Source organism: Nocardia sp. NPDC047648 (assembly GCF_040642815.1).
Classification (GTDB): Bacteria; Actinomycetota; Actinomycetes; order Mycobacteriales; family Mycobacteriaceae; genus Nocardia; species Nocardia gamkensis.
The window spans coordinates 91,571-114,409 of the sequence record NZ_JBEYSX010000009.1 but is presented as its reverse complement, the minus strand read 5'-3'; the positions used below and the strand labels follow the sequence as shown (position 1 = coordinate 114,409).

Annotated in this window: 16 protein-coding genes; 15 read left to right on the top strand and 1 reads right to left on the bottom strand. The window is 69.3% G+C overall.

Annotated elements, in window-relative coordinates; genetic code table 11:
• The first annotated feature begins 120 nt into the window (after positions 1-120).
• The 4 genes from ABZ803_RS20220 (at position 121) to ABZ803_RS20205 (ending at position 11,334) form a co-directional block, all read left to right on the top strand.
• Positions 121-6,468, top strand: a complete 6,348-nt coding sequence (locus ABZ803_RS20220; protein ID WP_357040215.1) for a DEAD/DEAH box helicase — start codon at positions 121-123, stop codon at positions 6,466-6,468.
• Positions 6,468-8,696: a 3'-5' exonuclease gene (locus tag ABZ803_RS20215; protein WP_357040213.1), complete on the top strand. Its 2,229-nt coding sequence runs from the start codon at positions 6,468-6,470 to the stop codon at positions 8,694-8,696. Before ABZ803_RS20220 ends, ABZ803_RS20215 begins: the two co-directional genes overlap by 1 nt.
• 785 nt (positions 8,697-9,481) lie before the next feature.
• Positions 9,482-10,528, top strand: coding sequence for an alpha/beta hydrolase (locus ABZ803_RS20210; RefSeq protein WP_357040210.1), 1,047 nt, complete (start codon positions 9,482-9,484; stop codon positions 10,526-10,528).
• On the top strand, positions 10,525-11,334 hold the full coding sequence (locus tag ABZ803_RS20205) for an alpha/beta hydrolase (protein ID WP_357040207.1): 810 nt from the start codon (positions 10,525-10,527) through the stop codon (positions 11,332-11,334). Before ABZ803_RS20210 ends, ABZ803_RS20205 begins: the two co-directional genes overlap by 4 nt.
• On the opposite strand, the gene ABZ803_RS20200 is transcribed toward ABZ803_RS20205, so the two are convergent.
• Entirely contained in the window at positions 11,325-14,108 is a 2,784-nt protein-coding gene (locus tag ABZ803_RS20200; RefSeq protein ID WP_357040204.1) for a LuxR family transcriptional regulator, read from the bottom strand. The genes ABZ803_RS20205 and ABZ803_RS20200 overlap by 10 nt on opposite strands.
• A gap of 303 nt (positions 14,109-14,411) precedes the next feature.
• On the opposite strand from ABZ803_RS20200, the gene ABZ803_RS20195 reads away from it, so the two are divergent.
• From ABZ803_RS20195 to ABZ803_RS20145, 11 genes are all read left to right on the top strand, one after another.
• On the top strand, positions 14,412-14,840 hold the full coding sequence (locus ABZ803_RS20195) for a hypothetical protein (RefSeq protein WP_357040201.1): 429 nt from the start codon (positions 14,412-14,414) through the stop codon (positions 14,838-14,840).
• 36 nt (positions 14,841-14,876) lie between these two features.
• Complete coding sequence (locus tag ABZ803_RS20190) at positions 14,877-15,734, top strand: alpha/beta hydrolase (RefSeq protein ID WP_357040198.1); 858 nt, start codon at positions 14,877-14,879, stop codon at positions 15,732-15,734.
• A gap of 29 nt (positions 15,735-15,763) precedes the next feature.
• Complete coding sequence (locus ABZ803_RS20185; RefSeq protein WP_357040718.1) at positions 15,764-16,201, top strand: VOC family protein; 438 nt, start codon at positions 15,764-15,766, stop codon at positions 16,199-16,201.
• Between the two features lie 22 nt (positions 16,202-16,223).
• Positions 16,224-17,675, top strand: a complete 1,452-nt coding sequence (locus ABZ803_RS20180) for an NAD(P)/FAD-dependent oxidoreductase (RefSeq protein ID WP_357040195.1) — start codon at positions 16,224-16,226, stop codon at positions 17,673-17,675.
• A 223-nt stretch (positions 17,676-17,898) separates the two neighbouring features.
• The gene (locus ABZ803_RS20175) at positions 17,899-18,102 is read left to right on the top strand and encodes a hypothetical protein (protein WP_357040758.1); all 204 of its coding nucleotides are present in this window, start codon (positions 17,899-17,901) and stop codon (positions 18,100-18,102) included.
• Positions 18,103-18,133: 31 nt separating this feature from the next.
• The gene (locus tag ABZ803_RS20170) at positions 18,134-18,886 is read left to right on the top strand and encodes an SDR family oxidoreductase (protein WP_357040192.1); all 753 of its coding nucleotides are present in this window, start codon (positions 18,134-18,136) and stop codon (positions 18,884-18,886) included.
• Between the two features lie 10 nt (positions 18,887-18,896).
• A complete protein-coding gene (locus ABZ803_RS20165) occupies positions 18,897-19,880 on the top strand; it encodes an NADPH:quinone oxidoreductase family protein (protein WP_357040190.1) in 984 nt (327 codons plus the stop codon).
• A gap of 42 nt (positions 19,881-19,922) precedes the next feature.
• Complete coding sequence (gene fabG, locus ABZ803_RS20160; protein ID WP_357040187.1) at positions 19,923-20,684, top strand: 3-oxoacyl-ACP reductase FabG; 762 nt, start codon at positions 19,923-19,925, stop codon at positions 20,682-20,684.
• 14 nt (positions 20,685-20,698) lie between these two features.
• The gene (locus ABZ803_RS20155; RefSeq protein WP_357040184.1) at positions 20,699-21,151 is read left to right on the top strand and encodes a MaoC family dehydratase; all 453 of its coding nucleotides are present in this window, start codon (positions 20,699-20,701) and stop codon (positions 21,149-21,151) included.
• 25 nt (positions 21,152-21,176) lie between these two features.
• Complete coding sequence (locus ABZ803_RS20150; RefSeq protein ID WP_357040181.1) at positions 21,177-22,178, top strand: NADP-dependent oxidoreductase; 1,002 nt, start codon at positions 21,177-21,179, stop codon at positions 22,176-22,178.
• 15 nt (positions 22,179-22,193) lie between these two features.
• Positions 22,194-22,820: a TetR/AcrR family transcriptional regulator gene (locus ABZ803_RS20145; RefSeq protein ID WP_357040178.1), complete on the top strand. Its 627-nt coding sequence runs from the start codon at positions 22,194-22,196 to the stop codon at positions 22,818-22,820.
• Positions 22,821-22,839: the final 19 nt, after the last annotated feature.

Below are 22,839 nucleotides of genomic sequence, written 5' to 3'. Positions count from 1 at the left end.
CTGGGAGAAAGCAGGTTTCGGCGAACGCGGCGGCGAAGCACCTGCCCTGTGCGATAGCGTCCAGTGACGTCGACTGCCGACACGACCGGGTGATCAGACCACCGTCAAGGAGCAATACTCATGGGGGCACTCCTGCCGACCTTGCAGGCGAACCACCTGCGCGAGGGTCTCACCGACTACCTCGCCACCACCTTCGCGCTCACCGACCCCGACACCCAGGCAGCGCTCATCGACTTCGTCGGCGACCCCCGCGCGGGCATGTTCAAGGGTCCCTACCTCCGCCTGCGTCTCCCATTCGCCCCCGCGCGCGGTAATTGGGGCATGCACCTCGACTGGCTGCCAACCGATTTCGTCCCTTACGGACATCAGGCCGAGGCATTCGAACGCCTGTCGACCAAGTTCCAGCAGCGGCCACGGCCGACGTTGGTCACGACCGGGACGGGGTCCGGTAAGACCGAGTCGTTCCTGATCCCGATCCTCGATCATGTGCTGCGCGCGAAGAAGCGCGGCGGGGCGGGGATGAAGGCGCTGATCATCTATCCGATGAACGCCCTCGCCAACGACCAGGAGCAGCGGCTCGCGCGGCTCATCGCCACCAACCCGGAACTCTCCGGCGTCACCGCCGGCCTCTACACCGGCGAGCAGTCCTCGGGCGGGCGGACGATGGTGTCGACGGACGGGCTGATCACCGATCGGCGGCTGATGCACGATTCACCGCCCGACATCCTGCTCACCAACTACAAGATGCTCGATCATCTGTTGCTGCGGCCGGATCGGGCGGCGATGTGGCGGCAGTCGACGGAATCGTTGCAGTACCTCGTGCTCGACGAGTTCCACACCTACGACGGTGCGCAGGGCACGGATGTCGCGATGCTGCTGCGGCGGCTCGGGCTGGCGGTGAAGTCGTATCGGACCGAAGCGGCGGACTTCAGCGCGCAGGACCGGGCGCGGCCGTTGGGGCGGATCACGCCGGTGGCGACGTCGGCGACGCTGGGCGGCGGGGGTGAGCCCACGGCGATGCTGGATTTCGCGCACGGGGTGTTCGGAGAAGTCTTTCCCGAAGACTCGCTGATCGGGGAGACTCGGCTGGGGCTCGATGAATGGCTGGCCGATCGCAAGGCGGATCTGGATCGGCTGTATGAGCCGGTCGTCCCGGCGATCGAGGAAGCCGTCGCATTCCTCGTCGCGCTGCAGGAGACCTCACCCAACAACGGCCATCTCACGGCCGCGGTGCTGGCGACGCTGTTCGAGCGCGCCGGCGATCACCATCCCGAGCTCGAGGAGCTGGCCTCGGAGTTGCGTCGCCTCCAAGAGACCGAGCAGCTGGACCTGTTGAAGAAACACCACCTGTTCGTACAACTGGTGAACCGCTGCGCGAAGGGTGTGTCGCTGGCCGAGCTGGCCTCGGCGGTGCTGCCCGCGCCGTCGGCCGAGCGGGACAATGCGCGGGCGCAGGCCACCCGGCAGCGCTATCTGGATTTCGTGTTCGCTGCGCTGTCGCATCTGCGCGCCGAGATCGGGCGGTCGGCGTTGAACGTCGATGTGCACCTGTGGGTTCGGGAACTGTCACGGATCGACCGCGAGCTGGCGGCCGCGACGCGGTTCCGCTGGGCCGACGACGGCGCGCCCGAAGGCGTCGAGGTCGAATACCAACCCGCCCTCTACTGCCGCCACTGCGGCCGTTCGGGCTGGGGTGTGCGGATGGCGCCCACCGGCGAAGTCCTCGACCCGGACCAGGACTCCGTACGCTCCCTGCATCTCAGCGGCGACGCGCGAATTCGCGCACTGATCTCCGCGCCGGTGGAAGCTCAGCTCGAGACCGCCGTGGACGGCCTGCGCTGGCTGCTGCTGGACAAGCGGGAACTCAGCGAACAGGCCCCCGATCCGGAGAGCTCCGAAGTGCTGGAGGGACACGCACTTCCGGTGCTCATGCTGCACGGGCCGGCCGCCGAAGAGGACTCGCGCAAGGACGTGTGCCCGGCCTGCAACACCGCCGACGGGATCCGCTTCCTCGGCAGCGCGGTCGCGACGCAACTGTCGGTGGCACTGTCGAACATGTTCGGCGACGCCGACCTCGATGCCGATGAGAAGAAGGCGCTCATGTTCACCGACAGCGTGCAGGACGCCGCCCACCGGGCCGGGTTCGTCCAGGCGCGCTCGCACACGCTCAGTCTGCGTTCCACGCTGCGTAACGCCCTCGGCGCCAAGGTGGCCGGTTCGAAGGCCGCGGCGATGCTGACGCTCACCGAACTGTGCGAGGCGGTGATCGAACGCGCGGGCGAAGACCCGACCCGCCGCTACCATCTGCTCGCACCCGACATCGTCGAACGCGACGAGTTCGTCGCCTTCTGGCAGCGGGACAAGCGCGCCGACGAACGCCGCAGGGCGCTGCGCAAGGTCAAGCGCCGGGTGCAGTTCGACATCGACCTCGAATTCGGTCTGCAATCCCGGCTCGGCCGCACCCTGGAACTCACCGGCAGCGTCGTCGCCGAGGTCGACCTCGGCTCCGGTGCGCGGGTCGCGAGTTTCGGCAGACAGGCGCTCGACGGCGCGGAATACCAAACCGCCCTGCCGGAACCGGACCCCGCCGCGGTCACGCGCTGGGTGCGCGGCACGGTCGAACGCATGCGCACCCAGGGCGCGATCCGGCACGTGTGGTTGGACAAATTCGTACAGCGCGACGCCAACCGGCGCTGGGTCTGGGGCGGACGCCCGCGCGGTGAAGGCATGCCCGCCTTCCCGAAAGGCCGCCCAGCTCCGGCATTTCCGGCGCTCGGGGCGCGCACCATCCCGGAAGGCTTCGACCCGATCACCGCGCCCTCCTCGTGGTATGCGCGGTGGGCGTCGCGGTGCCTGAACGTGTCCGCGTTCGAGGGCGGCTTCCTCGCCCGGTCGTTGTTCACCGTCTTGGCCGAGAACCGTGTCCTCACCACCGTAATCACCGAAAAGGCGCTGACCACCTATTCGTTGAGCGAGGACGGCGTCCTCGTCGGTGCACCGGATCTGGCCGACCTGCAGGCGGGCAGGCATCTGCTGGTGTGCGAGGTGTGCCGGACCCAGAATCCCGGCAGCGTAGTCGTCGTCGACCAGCTCGAGGGCGCGCCGTGTCTGCTCGTCCGCTGCCCCGGCACCCTGCAGCGAGCACACAAGAGCGACAACTTCTACCGCAGGCTCTACGACCGCTCCGAGATGAAACGGGTGGTGGCGCGCGAACATACCTCGCTGCTGCCGACCAAGACCCGGCTCGAGTACGAGACGAAGTTCAAGGGGTCCGGCGACGACCCCACCGCGCCGAACGTGCTCGTCGCCACGCCCACCCTCGAGATGGGCATCGACATCGGCGATCTCTCGACCGTCATGCTCGGATCGATGCCCCGCACGGTCGCCTCCTATCTACAGCGCGTAGGCCGCGCGGGACGCCGCACCGGCAACTCGTTGGTGCTGGCCTTCGTGCGCGGGCGCGGCGAGCACCTGCCCAAGCTGTACGATCCGCTCTCGGTCATCGACGGGAAAGTGCGCCCACCGGCGACCTTCCTCACCGCCGAGGAGATCTTGCAACGCCAGTATGTCGCTCACGTCATCGATCGGCTCGCGCGACAGCCCGGCGCACAGGACCCGCTCGACGCCCGCGCGGTACTGGGCAGCTTCGACGAGAACACGTGGATGGCGCGGCTCATCCACACCGCCGAAGCCGAGTCCGTCGCCCTGCTCGACGATTTCCTCGACCAGTTCGGCGAATTGCTCGACGGGACCACCCGCGACGGCTTGCGCGCCTGGGCCTCCCCCGGCGGGGACGGCCAACCCAGCCGGCTCACCCGGCACCTACGGGAGGCGGTGCACCGCTGGAATCGGGACGTCACCGAACTCACCGAGCGCCGCACCGCCGTCGACGCCGCGCTACCCGAATTCGAGCAGCGCGCCAACTCCCCCGCCGCCACCGACGACGACCGCCGCACCCTGCGCTCGGCACGTGGCACGCTGCGGTTGCTCGGCAAGCACATCAGCGACCTCACCAACGAGCACTGGGTGGGCGTACTGGAACGCTACGGCGTGCTGCCCAACTACACGCTGCTCGACGACGCGGTGACCTTGGACGTCGGCATCACATGGATAGACCCGGAAACCAACGAATACCACGGCGACACCGAGAGCTATCAGCGCGGAGCCCGCATAGCGCTCACCGAGCTGGCCCCCGGCTCCACCTTCTACGCCCAGGGCCTGGCCGTGCGGATCGACGCGGTGGACCTCGGCGGGGGCGCGGCGGCCATCCACACCTGGCGGATGTGCCCGCGCTGCGGGTGGGCCGACATCAGCGCGAGCGGTGAGCAGCCCCGCCACCGGGGCAATTGCCCGCGCTGCGGCGACGGCACCATCGCCGACGTCAGCCAGCAGCTGCAGGTGGTGGAGATGTCGAAAGTGTCGGCGGAGGTGCGCCGCGACGAAGCCGCCATCACCGACTCCCGCGACGAACGCCACCGCGAGGTGTATTCGGTGGTCACCGCCGCCGACATCGACTCCGGCAATATCGCGCGCCGCTGGTTCGCCACCGATCACGCCTTCGGCGCGGAATATCTGCGCCGCATCGATATCCGCTGGCTCAATGTAGGCAGGCGCACCTCCCAAGGCGTCCGGCGCACCCTCGCGGGCACCGACGTCACCACCGGCCTGTTCCGGGTTTGCTCAGGTTGCGGACAGCTCGACCGGGTAGCCGGGCGCAACGAGGCCTACGAGCACCGCAGCTGGTGCCGATACCGCAAAGCCACCGACGAACGGCACGTTCGCGACATCGCGCTGGCGCGCACGCTGCGCACCCAGGCGGTGCTGCTGCATGTGCCGCCGGAACTTCGCTACGACACCTTCGCGTATCCGAGCCTGAGCGCGGCCATCCTGCTCGGCCTGCGGGAGGTGATCGGCGGCGCGCCCGAACACCTGGACATCGTCGCAGTCCCCGACGCCCTGTACGCACCGGATCAGCGGGCGCTGCTCATCCACGACACGGTGCCCGGCGGCACCGGCTACCTCGCCGAATTCGCCGACCCGATCAAGGTGTGGTCGGTCCTGAAGGCAGCCCGCGAGGTGCTGCACGGCTGCTCGTGCGCAGCCGAGTCGCGGTTGGCCTGTCACAACTGCCTGCTGCCGTTCACAGCGCCGCACGAGCTGGACAAAGTCTCCCGGAAGACCGCGGCGAAGATTCTCGACACGATCCTCGACGTCCAGGACAGCGAACCGTCGTGGGATCAGTGGTCGCAGTCCATCGTGGACGAAACGCCGGACAACCGCGTCGGCAGCCAGGAGTCGCCGCTCGAGCGCCGCTTCTACCAGGCTCTGCTCGATCGGCTGCGTACCCTCGGCGCCACCATCAAGGAAACCCCGGGCACCTACGCCAACAAGGCCACGATCACCGTGCCCGGCCCGACCATCCGAACCTGGACGCTCACTCCGCAGACACCGATGGGCAACAGCGTGCCGGACTACGAACTCAAGACATCGGATCCCGACATCCCGGTCATCGCGATCTTCGCCGACGGACGCGAATACCACGCGGTGCCCGATAACAACCGGGTCGCCGACGACGCGCGCAAACGCGCGATCCTCCGCTCGGGCGGCGTCATGGTGTGGTCGTTCTGTCACGAAGACCTGGAGCGTTTCGAAGCCAGGCGATCCGTCACCCCGCGCTGGTATTCGGAGCAGCTGGGCCGGCTCATGCTGAAGCGCGGCAACCTGCGCCGATCCGTGACCGACCTGCTGCTCGCCGACCCGATCACCCAGTTGTTCGGATTCCTGACCGAACCCGATATCGAGGAGTGGGCCAAGGTCGGGCATTGGCTGCCGCTGATGTTCATGCGTGAACACCGCGGCAAAGGCGACAGCGCCGGGCTCGCCGGATGGGCGCTGGCCCTGCTCGACGGCCGCGAAGCCGAGCTCCCGGCAGGCAACCACGCGTGTGCCTCGTATACCTATGGACCGCTGACCGTCACCGCATCGATGCGGCCGGACACCGGAACGGTCTCCGCCGTGCTCGTTCTCGATGACCGCGACGAGGCCCTCGGCGCCGGCGACGGCTGGCGGGAATGGCTGCGCCTGTCGAACTGGTTCGGCCTGTGCGACACCCACTTGGTGACCACGCGCAGCCTGGTGGCCGGCGACGCAACCGCGCCGGAGCCGCGCGCCGACACCGCCGCGGGCGACCTGAGGCCGGAATGGCAGACGCTCTACGACACCAGCATCTCCGACGCCGAACGTGCCCTCGTCCTGGACTTGGCGAGAGCCGGGACGCCGCTACCCGCTCAAGGCTTCGAGACCGCTGACGGCGAAGTGGTGGACATCGCCTGGCCCGGCGCTCGCGTCGGCGTGCTGTTCGATGGCGGCGAGGCCGCGACCAATACGCTGACCGATCAGGGCTGGACGGTCTGCCCGCCGGAGACGGCGCGGATCATCGCGGCCCTGACCGCGAACGGAGTGATCTGATGGCCAACATCGTGATGATGAACCAGAGCAAGGCGCTCGCCAGACTCGACGGGTCGCTGGTGCAGCGTGTCTTCAGCTTCCTGGACAAACTACAGAACGACGACACCGCATCCGGGCTGCACATCGAGCCGATCAAGAGCGCCGTGGACCGGCGCGTTCGCACGGGAAGGGTTGATCTGAACCATCGCGCCGTGCTGTTCCGGGTCGACCCGAAAGAAGGCGGTACCACCTACGTCTACATGGGGACCTGGAAGCACGACGTCGCGAACTCCCTCGCCGAGCGCGCGGTCCTTCGGGTCAATCCTGTCAACGGCATTCTCGAGGGCGTCGTCACGGAATCGGACGAGGACGCGCCTCCCCAGACCACAACGCGACCGACCGACGCGCCGAAGGAGCCGAGGCGAGGTTTTCTGGCGCGCGCGGGATTCACGCTGTCGGACCTCACCGACCGGCTCGGCATGGACACCTCGCTGGCCGGGCGCGCGCTGGCGGCCGGCGACGACTTCGAACTCAACGACATCGCCGCGGGCGTGTCCGGATGGCAGGCCGAGGCGCTGCTCGAACTCGGTTGCGGCACCAGCATCGATGACATCCGGGACAAGTACCGGTTCACCGAGGCCCCCGTCGACGCGACCGTGGACGAGGACGACCACATCATCCGAGCGCTCGACCGTCCCGCCTCGAAGATGCAATTCACCTACATCGAAGGCAGCGACGAGTTGCGGCGTGTCATCGAAGGCGGCGACTTCGCGGCCTGGCGGGTATTCCTGCACCCGGAACAGCGCCGATACGCGGAAAGGGACTACAGCGGACCGTTCCGGCTCTCCGGCGGCGCGGGCACCGGCAAGACCGTCGTGGCGATCCACCGCGCCCGCAATCTGCTGCGCCGCAACCCGGCCGCGCGAATCGTTCTCACCACCTTCAACAAGACCCTCGCGAAGAACCTCGAAACCGACCTCGAGGCCCTCGAACCCGGCATCAGACTCGCGAAAAGACTCGGCGAGCCCGGCATCTACGTCGAAGGAATCGACAAGCTCGCCAACGATGTGGTGCGCCGAGCCGACGACATCGGGCCCGCGACCGAGGCCGTTCTCGGTGCACGCACCGAGGTACCGGTTGCCCGCACCAAGAAGGACCAAATGTGGCGGGAAATCGTCGATACAATCGCCACCGGTCTCGAACCCCGACTCGCGACGACCTGGTTCCTCGACACCGAATACACCTCGGTCGTCCTCGCCAACAACGTGACCACCCTCGAACAATACGCGCGAGTCGCGCGGGCCGGTCGAGGCGTTCGGCTGTCCCGGCCGCAACGCATCGCGGTGTGGAAGCTGGTCGAGGCCTACCGACGCCGCAGCCGCATGGACGAAACCCTCAGCTTTCCGGAGGTTTTGGCTGTCGCGGCGGAACACCTGCGGCAGCGGGCGAACGACACCGCGGACCGCCTGGCCGACCACGTCGTCGTCGACGAGGCACAAGACCTGCACGCGACGCACTGGCTGATGCTGCGGGCCTTGGTCGCCGAAGGACCCAATGACCTGTTCATCGCCGAGGACTCCCACCAACGGATCTATGGACAGCCCATCGTTCTGGGCCGCCTCGGCATCAAGATCGTCGGACGCTCGCGGCGGCTGACACTCAACTATCGGACCACCGCGCAGAACCTCGCGTTCGCCGTCGGCGTACTCAGCGGCGCCGAGTATCGCGACCTGGAGGAAGGCCAGGAATCCGCGCTCGATTACCGCTCGGCGCGCACCGGCCCCAAACCGATTCTGCGACAATGCGCTTCCGCCGCTGAGGAGTTGCAGGCCGTCGCCGATCAGATCAATGAGTGGTTGTCCGATCCGTCGATCGAGCCCTCCACCATCGCCGTGCTCACCCGTGGCGTCGGCGACCGCAGCCAGTTGGTCCGCGCCCTTGCCGAGCGCGGCATCAGCGCCCGCGCACTGGACGAGAACCAGGCGATACCCGGACACGTCCAGGTCCTGACGATGCACCGCTCCAAGGGAATGGAGTTCTCCCGAGTGATCCTCACCGGCATCGACGAAGCCCACGTACCAGCGAAAGCGGGCCTGCATGGGGTGCCCGAGGAAGAATTGAACGAGGCGCGACTGCGAGAACGGTCACTGCTCTACGTCGCGGCCAGCCGCGCGCGGGATCAGGTGGTCGTCACGTGGAGCGGGCGCCGCTCGGAGCTTCTCGGTGGGACGGGCGACACCGCCGACTGATCGAGCCGACATGCGGACTACCTCGCTCCGGACCGATTCAGCCCGGTGGTTCGCAGCGATTCCGGGAGGGGCAGGCGCCTGCTACGCCCCCTCCTCGTCCTCCTGAGGTTGGCGCGAGGCGAGGCGGTGGCGGCCGCACGGTCACCGGCTCGATCCGACGATGGTCGCGGTCGACAAGGTTGCCGCGTTCGAACGGCCACCGCCGGGCATACCGCTCGGCAGTTGGAGATACAGTCCTCCACGGGCCGAGAGGGGATGGTGTCCTCTGTCTAGAAAGACGCTGCGGAACGCTTATCAGCCCGCCATTCTCGACCTTGATACGCTCCTCTTGCGCTGCGCCTCGGAGGTGCTCCTCTCTCGTCCGATCGCGCACACGGTTTCGTCCCCTACGACCACCGACCAAGGATCTCGAGCGCCTGACGACCGAGTTCCAGCAGCTGCGGCCGCCGCCGACGCTGCGCACCGACGGGGACGGTTGGGCCGAGTCGCTACAACGACACCGTCGTGCTCACGCGAAACTTCAGCGCCATCCGGCTGCCGAACGCCCCCGTCGGGACCGGCGGAAGTTCTGGTCCGGTGCGCATTGGGCTACGGCGGCCATAGTGCGCCCTGTCGTCCCAGGCCGAATGCGCTACGGTGCTGGTCGCGGCGATGACCGACAGTCATCCGTGGGGCGGCGGCAGTCATCGATTACGTCATCCGACGGACGCGGCGGGATATGGGCGCTGCCTAGCGTCGGTGGCGACCGGATGCGGTCAGGAGCCGAGCCTTCCGAGGGAGTTGCGATGACCATCAACAGACGACGATTGTTCGGCGGAGCGCTGGCCGTGGGCGCCGCGGGGGTGGCCGCCGGCTCGCTCGCCGCATGCTCGGCCGCGGAGTCGACGACCGCCACCGCACCGGCGGGCGCGGCCCTGCGCGCTGGGGCGGGCGCACACACGACCCTCGGGCCGGTCAAGCAGATCGACGCGGGGCTGCTGAACGTCGGTTACGTCGAGTACGGCTCCGCCACGGGCACACCGGTGCTGCTGCTGCACGGCTGGCCGTACGACCCCTTCAGCTACGCCGACGTCGGGCCGCTGCTCGCGACGGCCGGTTACCGAGTGATCGTGCCCTACCTGCGCGGTTACGGATCCACGACGTTCCGGTCGGAGCGGACCGTCCGCAACGGCCAGCAGTCGGCGATCGCGCGCGACGTGGTCGATCTCATGGACGCGCTGGGTATCGACGCGGCCATCCTCGGCGGATTCGACTGGGGCTCGCGCACCGCCGACATCGTTGCCGCGCTATGGCCCCAACGCTGCCGGGCCCTGGTCTCGGTGAGCGGATACCTGGTCACCTCGTTGACCGGCAACCAGCAGCCGCTGCCCCCGCAGGCCGAACTCGGCTGGTGGTACCAGTACTATTTCGCCACCGAGCGCGGCCGCCTCGGCTACGCCCGCAACCGGCACGACTTCAACAAGCTGATCTGGCGCAACGCCTCGCCGCAGTGGAACTTCGACGACGCCACCTACGACCGCAGCGCGGCGGCGTTCGACAATCCCGACCACGTCGACATCGTCGTCCACAACTACCGCTGGCGGCTGGGGCTGGCGCCGGGCGAACCGCAGTACGACGGCTACGAGCAGCAACTCGCGGCCGCTCCGCCCATCGCCGTGCCCACCATCACCCTGGCCAGCGACTTCGACGGCGCGGCCAAGGACGGCGCGGCCTACCGCGGCAGGTTCACCGGCCGATACCAGCACCGGGTGCTCGACGGCATCGGGCACAACGTGCCACAGGAGGCTCCGAAACCTTTCGCCCAAGCGATCATCGACGTCGACCACCTGTGAGGCCGGTGCGTCGAACACCCGTGGTACTGCTGCACGGCGCGTGGTTGCACGCGTCGTCGTGGCAAGGGTGGACACGGCGTCTCACGAGCCGGGGGTACGCGGTGAGCGCTCCCCGATGGCCGGGTGAGCCGGACACCGTGGCCGCGACCCGCGCCGATCCTTCCGGGTGGCGCGATCTCGGGCTGGCGGCACTGACCGCGCACTACGCGCGCGTCGCGCGCTCGTTCGACACTCCCCCGGTGCTCATCGGCCACTGTGTCGGCGGCCTGATCGCCCAATATCTGCTCGGCGCGAACCTGGCCCGGGCGGCCGTAGCACTGGCGCCGCTGCCGCCCGGCGATTCCACCGGGCCGGTCGTCGCATGGCCGGCCGTACCGGAATCCCCCGGCGAACCGGCCCGCCTGTCGCTGCGCGGATTCCGGGAGTTCGTCGCCAATGCGGTCGAGGAGGGCGAGGCCACCGCACTCTTCGGCCGACACGTCGTCCCCATGCCCCAGCGGCTGCTCGGCGACATCGCCGCACGAAGCGAACCCGGTCGGCCGGGCCTGCCGGTGGACACCGGTAACCGGGACCGCGGACCGTTGCTGTTGGTCTCCGGACAGGAGGATCGCCTCACGCCCGATTCGATGACGCGGGCGATGTACAAGCGCTATGGCGACTCCGTAGCGGTCAGCGAGCTCGCGCAGTTCGCCGACCGCGGGCATTCCCTGGTGATCGACAGCGGGTGGCCCGCGATCGCCGATCATGTCCTCGGCTGGCTGACCGACCACGGCATCCGGGCCGGATCGGGCGGCGCTCAGTTCTGAGGGCTACCCGCCGCCTGTCCCTCCGGCAGAGGGGTGTCGCGGGTGAGCGCGTCGCGGAGGGCGGCGCGGGTCGTGATGCCCAATTTCGGGAAGATCCGGTACAGGTGCGAGCCGACGGTCCGCGGCGACAGGTGCAACTGGACGCCGATCTCCTTGTTGGACAGTCCCGCTGCCGCCAGATCGGCGATCCGGCGCTCCTGCCAAGTCAGCGCGGCGGGCTCCGCGGCTGCCCCGGCCCCGCTGACGCCGAGCGGACGCAGTTCGGCCCGCGCGCGTTCGGCCCACGCCGCGGCGCCGAGCCGATCGAACGACGCCGCGGCCGCCGACAGGTAGTGCCTGGCCGCCGTCCTGCTGTTGGCCTGCCGGAGCCGAAGCCCGTGCGCCGACCGGATCCGTGCCAGCTCGAAGGGGAAACGTGCTGCCGCGGGATGACTCTCGGCCCGAGCCACCATGTCGGCGGCGCGCGCGTCGTCGTCGGCGGTCATCGCCGTGGCGCCGAAGGTGAGGATCGCCAGGCGCGGGGAGATCGCGGGGAGGCCGGCGTCCCACGCGGCGGCGGCATGGGCGCGCGCCTCCTCGGCGCGCCCGGTGTGCACGGCGGCTTCGACCAGGTCCAGCAGGCTGCGCGAGGCCTGGTAGGCGTACGGCGCGAACTCGCCAGGGGGTGTGATGCCGATGGCGTGCAGATAGGCGGCCTCGAAATCGCCCGCGGTGAGCGCGGCGGTGGTGCCCGCGGCGTCGGCGGCCTGGGTGAGGAATCCGAGGCCGCGCGGCCTTGCCCAGGAATCGATCACCGCCTGGAGTTCGCGGGCCTCGTCGAGTCGCCCGCGCAGCGCCGCCAGCTGCGCCAGATAGCCGCGGCTCTGCTGGGCGAACAGGTCGTAACCCAGGTCGACGGCCCGCCGCAGCGACCGCAGACCGGTCCGCTCGGCCTCGTCCCATTCGCCGGTCGACGTTTGATCGAGCATGATCAGGTGCAGCATGACGATGCCGCTGGCCACCGCGCCGGTCTCCAGTTCCCGGTCCACGATCCGCTGTAGGTGCGGGCGGTAATCCGCCGCGATGTCCAGATGATAGGACGAGACCGCCAGCCGGGTGACGTCCCACGGTTCCAGCTCCGCCAGCCGCGCCGCGGCCGACTCCACCCGCGGCGCCACGCCGGCGCCGTGGCGCACCACATCGCTCCACGAGTCGCGGTAGATCCGTGAACGCTCCGGCAGCAACTCGCCCATTCCGGCGAGCAGGTCACGGGTGCTGGTCCACGTCCCGGCGTCACCGGCGTACTGACTGATCGCCAGCAGCAGGTTCACCAGCCGGACCAGCATTTCCGGCTGCTCGCGCGCGCCCCTGGCGGACAACTCCTCGATCGCGGCCGACACGCGGCGATGCGAGGTGCGTACGTCACCGTCCTCGTACAGCGCCGAATACGCCGAGGCCAGCACCGCGGCCGGTGACTCGTTCCCGCCGGGGGCCGGATCCGACTGCACGATGCGCTGTGCCTGCCCGAGCCGGGCCGCGTGCCCGGCGACGAAGGCAGCGTCGCCGAGGCGGCGCGAACGGTCCTCGTGGTTCTCGCTGAGCTGGGCCGCGCGGGTCAGCCATGCCACCGCCGCCATCGCCCCACCGCGTCGGGTCGCGGATTCGGCCGCCGCCTCCAGCGCCGCCGCCACCTGTTCGTCGGGATCGATGGTGGCCGCCGCCAGATGCCTGGCCCGGCGCTCGAGGTCGGCGTGGTGCACTCGCGCCAGCGCGGCGTGCGCGGCCCGCCGCTGGTTGGGCGTGGCCAGCTGCACCACCGCCGAACGCACCAGCGGATGACGAAACATGAACTCGCCTGTGCGCAAGTCGATTTCGAGTAACCCGACACGCACCGCCTCCTCGGCGTCGCGCATCCGGTAGCGGCCGGCCGGTCCCACGGTCGCGGCGGCGCGCGCGCCCACCCCGTCGAGCGCGCCCTTCAGCAGCTCCGCGCGCACGGTCTCGGGGAGCGCCGTGATCCGCCCGCTGTACAAGCGCTGCAACCGTTTCGGCAGCGGGACCGCGAGCTCGTCGATGACGTCGTCGGAGGTGTCCGCCGCGCCGACGATGTAGGCGGGCAGCTCCAGCAGCGCCAGTGCGTTGCCGCGCGCGTGCTCGAGGGTGAGGCGGCGAATGCGCGCGTTCAATCCCGGGTGGCGCTGATCGAGCAGGCGGGCCGCTGCCTGCTCGGACAACGGCGGGATCGTGGTCTCGGGCAGAGCGGCGGTATCCAGCCGAGAGGGAATGTCGGCACGCAGTGCGATCAGCATCTTCACCGCGCTGCCGGTGAGCCTGCGTCCGACGAAACCGCACACCTCGGCGCTGGCGGCGTCCAGCCACTGGCCGTCGTCGAGGACCAGCAGCAGCGGCCGCTCCCGCGCGGCCGCGCCGAGCAGGTTGAGCACGGCGATACCCAGCGTCATGACCGAGGGCGGATCCCCGGCCCGCTGCCCGAAGACGGCGTCGAACGCGGCGCGCGACCCCTCGTCGAGGTCGCGCGCGTGCGCCAGCAGCGGGTACAGGAACTGGTGCAGCCCCGCGTAAGGCAATTCGGATTCGGCTTCGACGCCGGTCACGTGCAGGACCTCGTGCTCGGCGCGCTCGGCCATATCGGCGGCGTGCGCGAGCAGCGCGCTCTTGCCCACACCGGTTTCGCCGCGCAGGATCAGCGACCTGCCGCCCCGGGCTGTCACGAACGAGAAAAGCCGCGCCTGCTCGTCGTCGCGGCCCACCATCGCCGCGGCATATGACTCCATGTCGGTCGCTCCTCTCGCGCTGCGGCAAGACTAACCGGTCGGTTCCGGAGCGATGACGCTTTGCCGCGGCGGCGATACCGAGGTCATTCGACCGTTCGCGCGCCCGGCACGAGCCGCCGAAGTGCCGGGGAAGATACGTCACCGCTACGTCATCCGACGGATTCGGCGCTGTGCCCTCGGCAGCGATGCTCGACAGGCAGCCGGAACCGTCACCGCGGGCCGGCGGCGCGGCCCGCCCGTCGGGCCACCGGACACCGGCCTCCCGCCCGTCCGGATTTCGTACCGATACCCAGGAGCAGCCTCATGACCACGGTCCGTTTCCATTTGCAGTCCACCCTCTCTCCTGCCGAGGTCGTGCGGGTTCTCACCGACTTCGGCCCCGGCCGTGCCGAAGCGTGGCCGACCATCGACGCCGAGCACTTCGTCGTGCACGAACGCGGCGAGACCTGGGCCGAGGTCACCGAGGGCACCGCGGCCGCCTGGGAGCGGGCGCGCTACGAGTGGGAGCCGGGGGGCGACACCGTCCGGATCAGCACGCTGGACTCCAAGCTCTTCGGCGCGGGCGGCGGCTGGGTTTTCCGGGCGGTGCCACAGCACGAAGGCTCCCGCGTCGAGATCGAATTGCTGCGCACGCCAAGCACTCTCAAGGGCCGGGCCTTGGCCGCGCTGCTGCCCCTGGTCGGTCCTTCCTCGCTGCGCAAATCCTTCGCCGGCCCACTGCGTGCCGCCTGACCTCCTCCCTGCCTCATCCACCGAAGCGAGACCATCATGAAAGACACCCGACGCCGCGGCGTCCGTATTCCCCGGCTCGCTCGCGCGGCGACCGCGCTGGCGGCCGTCGTGGCCGGGGGCGCGCTGGCCGTGGCGTGCACCGCGAGCACCACCACCCACGCCGACCCCACGCCGGACGCGCCGCGACCGACCATCGTCCTCGAACACGGGGCCTTCGCCGACGGTTCGAGCTGGAACGAGGTCATCGAGCGCCTCACCCACGACCGGTATCGCGTCGTCGCCGCGGCGAATCCGCTGCGCGGACCCGCCGCCGATGCCGCCGCGCTGAAAGCTTTGCTCGGCACCATCGACGGACCCGTCGTCCTGGTCGGGCACTCCTACGGCGGCTCGGTGATCAGCGCGGCGGCAGCGGGCAATGCCCAGGTGGAAGCACTCGTCTACGTGGCGGCATTCCTGCCCGCCCCCGGGGAGACGGCGCTCGACCTCACCGGCCGCTACCCCGGTTCGACACTGCCCGCCGCCCTGGGCCACATTCCGTCCACCGGGGCCGACGGCACGACGGGTGAGGACCTCTTCATCCGGCAGGACGCGTTCCACGACCAGTTCGCCGCCGACGTCTCCCCCGCTCGCGCGGCCCTCATGGCAGCCACCCAGCGCCCCATCGCGCAGTCCGCCCTCACCGAGCCCGCCACGGCGGCGGCCTGGACCGACAAGCCCACCTGGGACGTGATCACCACCGAGGACCGCAACATCCCCGTCGCGGCCCAGCGGTTCATGGCCGAACGCGCCCACGCCCACGTCACCGAAGTGGCCGCCTCGCATTCGGTGGCGGTCTCCCATCCGGGCGTCGTCGCCGACGTCATCGAACAGGCCGCCCAGGGCGCCCACCGATAGAACAAGAACAGGACAAACCGATCGTGGACATGAAATTGGAAGTCGTCGTGCTGCCCGTCGCCGACGTCGATCGCGCGAAGGACTTCTACACCGGACTCGGGTTCCGCCTCGACGCCGACTTCACCGTGGACGAGGGATACCGGGTCGTCCAAGTGACGCCGCCGGGTTCGGAGGCCTCGATCATCTTCGGCACCGGCGTGACGACCGCCGACCCCGGCACGCTGCACGGGCTGCACCTGGTCGTCACCGATATCGAGCGGTCGATCGCGCAGCTGCGCGAACGCGGCGTCGATGTCGAAGGGCCGTTCCGCGACGCCACCGGGGTGTTCCACCACGCGGGCACCGCGCAGCGCGTCGCCGGGGCGCACCCGCGGCGCGCCAGCTACGGCTCCTTCGCAGCCTTCCACGACCCCGACGGCAACAGCTGGTTCCTGCAAGAGGTCACCCAGCGGGCACCCGGCCGCTGACGACCGAGACGAAAGCACTGTCATGACAGACGAGAACTCTCGGACCTACGACGTCGTGGTCCTCGGGGCGGGCCCGGTCGGCGAGAATGTGGCCGACCGAACCAGCGCCGCCGGACTGCGCACCGTCATCGTGGAAGCCGAGCTGGTCGGCGGCGAATGCTCCTACTGGGCTTGCGAACCCAGCAAAGCGCTGCTGCGGCCCGCCCTGCTGCACGCCGAGGCCCGCCGGGTTCCGGGCGTCGCCGCGGCGCTCACCCGGCCCCTCGACGCCGCGGCCGTCCTGGAACACCGCGATCGCATGGCCGCCCACTGGGACGACCGCGACCAGGTCGACTGGCTCGGCTCCGCGGGCATCGCCCTCGAGCGCGGGCACGGGCGGATCACCGGCGAGCGACAGGTGACGGTCGAGACCCCGGACGGCGCGACACTGAACCTCACCGCCCGGCACGCGGTGGCCGTGTGCACCGGCACCCGCGCGGCGCTGCCGCCGCTGCCAGGGCTGGAGACGGTGCGCGCGTGGACGAGCCGGGAGGCCGCCAGCGCACGCGCGGTGCCCGGCCGACTCGTCGTCCTGGGTGCGGGCGTGGTCGCCGCCGAGATGGCCACGGCCTGGCAGGCGCTCGGCACGCAGGTCACCCTCGTCGCCCGCGAGTCCAGGCTGCTGCCCCGCGTCGAGCCCTTCGCCGCGGAACTGGTCGCCGAGCGGCTGCTGGCGGCAGGCGCCGATCTCCGCTTCGCCACCACGATCATTCAGGCCGAACGGGCGGGCGGACCGGACGACGGCGTGCACGTCATGCTCGCCGACGGCAGCCGGATCATCGCCGACGAACTGCTGCTGGCGACGGGACGCGCACCCCGCACCGACGACATCGGACTCGAGACCATCGGACTGACCCCTGGGCAGTGGCTCGACACCGACGACACCTTCGCCGTGACCGCGGTCGGCGGGGACTGGCTGTACGCGGTAGGCGATGTCAATCACCGCGCGCTGCTGACCCACCAGGGCAAGTACCAAGCACGGATCGCGGGCGCCGTCATCGCCGACCGGGCCCGCGGTCTCGCCCTCGACACCGGCGTGTGGGGGCGGCACGCGGGCACCGCCGACCGGGTGGCGGTGCCACAGGTCGTGTTCACCGACCCGGAGATCGCCGCCGTGGGCCTCACCACCGAAGACGCCGAGGGTTCCGGGCAGAAGGTCGACGTCGTCGACTACGACCTCGGCCGGATCGCCGGTGCGCTGCAACACATCCCCGGCTATCGGGGCCACGCGCGGATCCTCGTGGACCCGGACCGGCACGTGGTGGTCGGCGCCACCTTCGCCGGCGCGGGCGTCGCCGAACTGCTGCATTCGGCCACCGTCGCGATCACCGGCGAGATCCCGATCGACCGCCTCTGGCACGCCGTCCCGCCCTTCCCCACCATCAGCGAGGTGTGGCTGCGCCTGCTGGAGACCTATCGCGACCAGCGACGCTGACCGTTCTCCGCCCGCGCCGGCCGCGGTAGGTCCGTGGCCGGTGCTCGCCTCCGCCATTCAGATCGAGCGACCGCCCTGATCGCCGACCAGCCGGTCGCAGCGGATAGATGTGCCCTGTGTCACAGTCCGAAAAAGCTCTGACGTATTGACCGCCGCCGGTCCGTCCAGCATGGTGTCGAGAGGTTAACAAGCGCTCAGTAACTTCCCCGGAAGGTTCGCCACCATGCCCGAAGCCGTCATCGTCTCTGCCGCCCGGTCGCCGATCGGTCGCGTCGGCAAGGGCGCGTCGCGGAATCCGCGGCCCGACGGCTCGGGGGCGCGGATCGTGCGGGCCGCGCCGCCGAAGCAGTTGCCCGACAAGCAGATCGGTTCGGAGACGATGTGCGTCGGCGGCGGTCGGGGCACGGCGATGGCGCTCGAGGGCTAGTCGTAACCGCCGATCCGCAAAGGACTCATGGATGAACAGATTCGAAGGCAAGACAGCGATCGTCACCGGTGCGAGCCGGGGCATCGGGCTCGGCATCGCGCAGCGCTTGGTGGACGAGGGGGCGAGGGTCGTGATCACCGCCCGCAAACAGGACGCCCTCGACGAAGCGGTGGAAGCACTGGGCGGCCCCGAGCGCGCGCTGGCCGTCGCGGGCCGTGCCGATGATGTCGAGCACCAAGCGGAGACCGTCGCGCGCGCGATCGACACGTTCGGAAGCGCCGATCTCCTCGTGAACAACACCGGCATCAACCCGGCGTACGGGCCGATGGTCGATCTGCCGTTGGAGGTGGCCCGCAAGATCGTCGAGGTCAACTGTCTGGCCGCGCTGTCGTGGGTGCAGCAGACGTACCGGGCCTGGATGAAGGACTTCGGGGGCGCGATCGTGAACGTGTCGTCGGTCGCCGGTGTCAAGCCCGCGCCCGGCATCGGCTTCTACGGTTCGAGCAAGGCGATGCTCACGCACATCACCCAGGAACTGGCGGTCGAACTCGGCCCGAATCTGCGCGTCAACGCCGTCGCCCCGGCGGTGGTGAAGACGAAGTTCGCCACCGCTCTCTACGACGGCCGCGAGGACGAAGTCGCTGCGGCCTACCCGCTCAAGCGGCTCGGGGTGCCCGAGGATATCGGCAGCGTGGTGGCGTTTCTGCTGTCCGACGACGCGAGCTGGCTGACGGGGCAGTTGCTGGTCGTGGACGGCGGCGTCACGCTGACGGGTGGGGTCTGAGATGGCGCGGATGAAGGCGTGGCGCGTCCACGAGCTGGGCGAACCGCGCGCGGTGCTGCGGCTCGACGACGTGGAAGTTCCGCAGCCCGGGCCGAGCCAGGTTGTTGTGCGGGTCCGCGGCGCCGCGGCGAACTTTCCCGATGTGCTGATGTGCCGCGGCCGCTATCAGGTCCGGCCGCCGATGCCGTTCACGCCCGGCGTCGAATTGTGTGGCGAAGTGGTGGCCCTCGGCGCCGAGGTGGCCGGGATCGCTGTGGGCGAGCGGGTGCTCGGGGGCGCGGCGCTGCCCCACGGTGGATTCGCGGAATTCGCCGTGCTGGAGGCCGCCCAGACGTTCCCCGCCCCGCCGTCGCTGGATGACGCGGAGGCGGCCGCGCTGTTCATCGGCTACCAGACCGGCTGGTTCGGGTTGCATCGGCGCGCCGGATTGTCGGAGGGCGAGACCCTCCTGGTGCATGCCGCGGCAGGCGGCGTGGGCAGCGCCGCGATCCAGCTCGGCAAGGCCGCGGGCGCCCGGGTGATCGGAGTCGTCGGCGGTGCCGAAAAGGCCGCCTATGCCAAAGATTTGGGTGCCGACGTGGTCATCGATCGTCACCAGCGGGACTTCGTCGACGTCGTCAAGGAGGTCACCGGCGGTCGTGGTGCCGACGTGATCTACGACCCGGTCGGCGGCGAGGTGTACCAGCGGTCCACGAAATGCGTCGCCTTCGAGGGCCGCATCGTGATCGTCGGGTTCGCCGGCGGCGAGATACAAACCGCCGCGTTGAATCACGCACTGATCAAGAACTATTCGATTCTCGGTTTGCACTGGGGTTTGTACAACACCCAGGATCCGGCCGCCGTCGCCGAATGCCACCGCGCGCTGACCGCACTCGCCGCCGATGGTGCGATCCGCCCGCTGGTCAGTGCCCGGCTGAAACTGGAGGACGTCGCCGACGCCGTGCAGCGACTCGCGGACGGCGAGACCGTCGGCCGCGTGGTCTACACGCCCTGAGCCCAAGGGTTTCCACCGCAATCACATCTTCGAGGAGTATTCATGACCCATCCGACACAGCGGATCGCGGTCGTCACCGGCGCGGCTCGCGGCATCGGCGCCGCCGTCGCCCGGCGGCTGGCCGCTGACGGTATGGCGGTAGCCGTGCTCGATCTGGACGAGGCCGCCTGCACGACGGTCGTCGACGAGATCGAGTCGGCCGATGGCCGCGCGCTCGCGGTCGGTGTCGACGTTTCCGACGAGGCCGCGGTCACCCGGGCGGTCGATCGCGTGGCCGCCGAACTCGGCGCACCGGCGGTGCTGGTCAACAACGCCGGGATCCTGCGCGACAATCTGCTGTTCAAGATGAGTGCCGACGACTGGGATGCCGTCCTGAATGTGCACCTGCGCGGGTCGTTCCTGCTGGCCAGGGCGGTGCAGGCGCACATGATCGAGCAGCGGTGGGGTCGCATCGTGAACCTGTCGAGCACGTCGGCACTCGGCAACCGTGGCCAGGCCAACTACGCGGCCGCCAAGGCCGGCCTGCAGGGATTCACCAAGACGCTCGCACTCGAACTCGGCAAGTTCGGCGTCACCGCGAACGCGGTCGCCCCGGGTTTCATCGAGACGGAGATGACCGCCGCCACCGCCGCCCGGATGAACATTCCCTTCGAGGAGTTCAAGACGGCGATGGCCGCCCAGATTCCGGTCGCCCGTACCGGCACTCCCGCCGACGTCGCGCACACCGTGTCGTTCCTGGTGAGCGAGGGCGCCGGATTCGTGTCCGGCCAGGTGATCTACGTGGCCGGCGGCCCGCGGAACTGAACGGAGGGAGACCTGTGCGGGTATTTCAGGGTTTGTCCGAGCTGGCGTCCGCAGTCGGAACCCACCTCGGCTACAGCGATTGGCACGCGGTGACCCAGGAACAGATCGATCGCTTCGCCGAAGCGACCGGGGATCATCAATGGATCCATGTGGATCCCGCGAAGGCCGCCGCCGGACCGTTCGGCACCACCGTCGCACACGGGTTTCTCACCCTGTCGATGGTGCCGATGCTGGCCGGACAGGTGTACACGGTGCGGGGCCTATCGATGGGCGTCAACTACGGCACCAACAAGGTGCGATTCCCGACTCCGGTCCCGGCCGGATCCCGGGTGCGAGCCGGTGTCGAGCTGGTCTCGCTCGAGCCGGGCACGATCGGATCGCAGGCGGTGATCCGAGTAACCGTGGAGCTCGAGGGCTCGGACAAGCCCGCGTGTGTAGCGGAGACGGTCGCGGTGCTGGTGCCGTGATGACCGATCAGGAGGAGGAGAACACGTGACGACAACCCAGCAGGTGCGGCTCGCGAAACGGCCGTCGGGCCTGCCCGACGCGGACACCTGGAACCTGACGACCGAGGACCTGCCCGCGCTCTCCCCGGGCCGGATCCTGGTCCAGGTGAATTTCATCTCCCTCGACCCGGCCATGCGCGGCTGGCTCAACGACGTGCGGTCGTATGTGCCTCCGGTCGGGGTCGGGGAGGTCATGCGGTCGCTGGATATCGCGACCGTTGTGGAGTCGACGCATCCGGACTTCGCCGTCGGCGACACCGTCAGCGGAACTTTCGGCGTGACCGAATACGCGATCCACGACGGCCGCGGGGTGCAAAAGGTCGATTTGACCGCGGCGGGCGGTCCGACCTGGTTGGGCACGCTGGGAATGCCGGGAATGACAGCCTATTTCGGCCTGCTCGAGGTCGGCGCCCTGCGAGCCGGAGACACGGTGGTGGTTTCCGCGGCGGCGGGTGCCGTCGGCAGCATCGCCGGTCAGATCGCGAAGATCAAAGGCGCGACGGTGATCGGTATCGCGGGCGGCGCCGAGAAGTGCCGGATGCTGACCGAGGAACTCGGCTTCGATGCGGCCATCGACTATCGCAGTGAGAACGTCCTGCCGCGGCTGCGGGAGGTAGCTCCGGAGGGTATCGACGTCTATTTCGACAATGTCGGCGGTGACATCCTCGATGCGGCGCTCGCCAATCTCCGGCGTGGCGCCCGCATCGTCATCTGTGGTGCGATCTCGGCGTACAACGCGGAGAAGCTCCCCCCGGGACCTTCGCGGTATATGTCACTGCTCGTCAACCGGGCGTCCATGACGGGCTTCGTCGTTTTCGACTACGCGGATCGTTACGGCGAGGCAGTCGCGGAGATCTCCGGGTGGCTGGCCGAGGGCAGGATCAAGAGCAGGGAGCACGTCGTGGACGGCGGGGTAGCTCGCTTCGGTGAAACCTTGAACATGCTGTTCACGGGTGCCAACACCGGCAAACTCGTGCTCGCCGTGTAGAGCCATACTGTCCAGGTGACCGATACAGAGGACCGCTCGCGCGCGGACCAGACCCGAGCGCGGCTGCTCGACGCGGCGGTGGTCGCCTTCGCCGAACGCGGCTTCCACGGCTCGACGACCCGCGACATCACATCGATCGCCGGAGTGAGCACGGGTGCGATCTACGTCTACCACCGTTCCAAGGAAGAGTTGCTCTACCAGATCTCGCGCGCCGGTCACCTGGACACCCTGGAGCGCGTCCGCGCTGCCATCGCTTCGGCACAAGACCCCGCCGAGCAACTGATCGCCGTGATGAGGGAGTTCACGATCCATCACGCACGCGCCCATACCGTCGCCCGCATCATCAACTATGAACTCGCCGCTCTCAGCCCAGAACATCAACAGGAGATCAAGCAGACCCGGCGTGCCATCGAAGGAGAGGTCCGGAGCCTGATCGAGCGAGGGGCGGCCGCCGGGGTGTTCGAGAACTCGAATATCCATATGGCCGCGACCGCTCTGCTCTCGCTGGGAATAGATATCGCGCGCTGGTATCACGAGGGTGGCTCCTGGTCGCCGGAGGACATCGGCGACTATTACGCGGACCTCGCGCTACGAATCGTGGGCGGTCGGCGGCCGAGTCACCCCGATTCCGCTCGATCCTGAAGATCCGGTGCATTCGGGG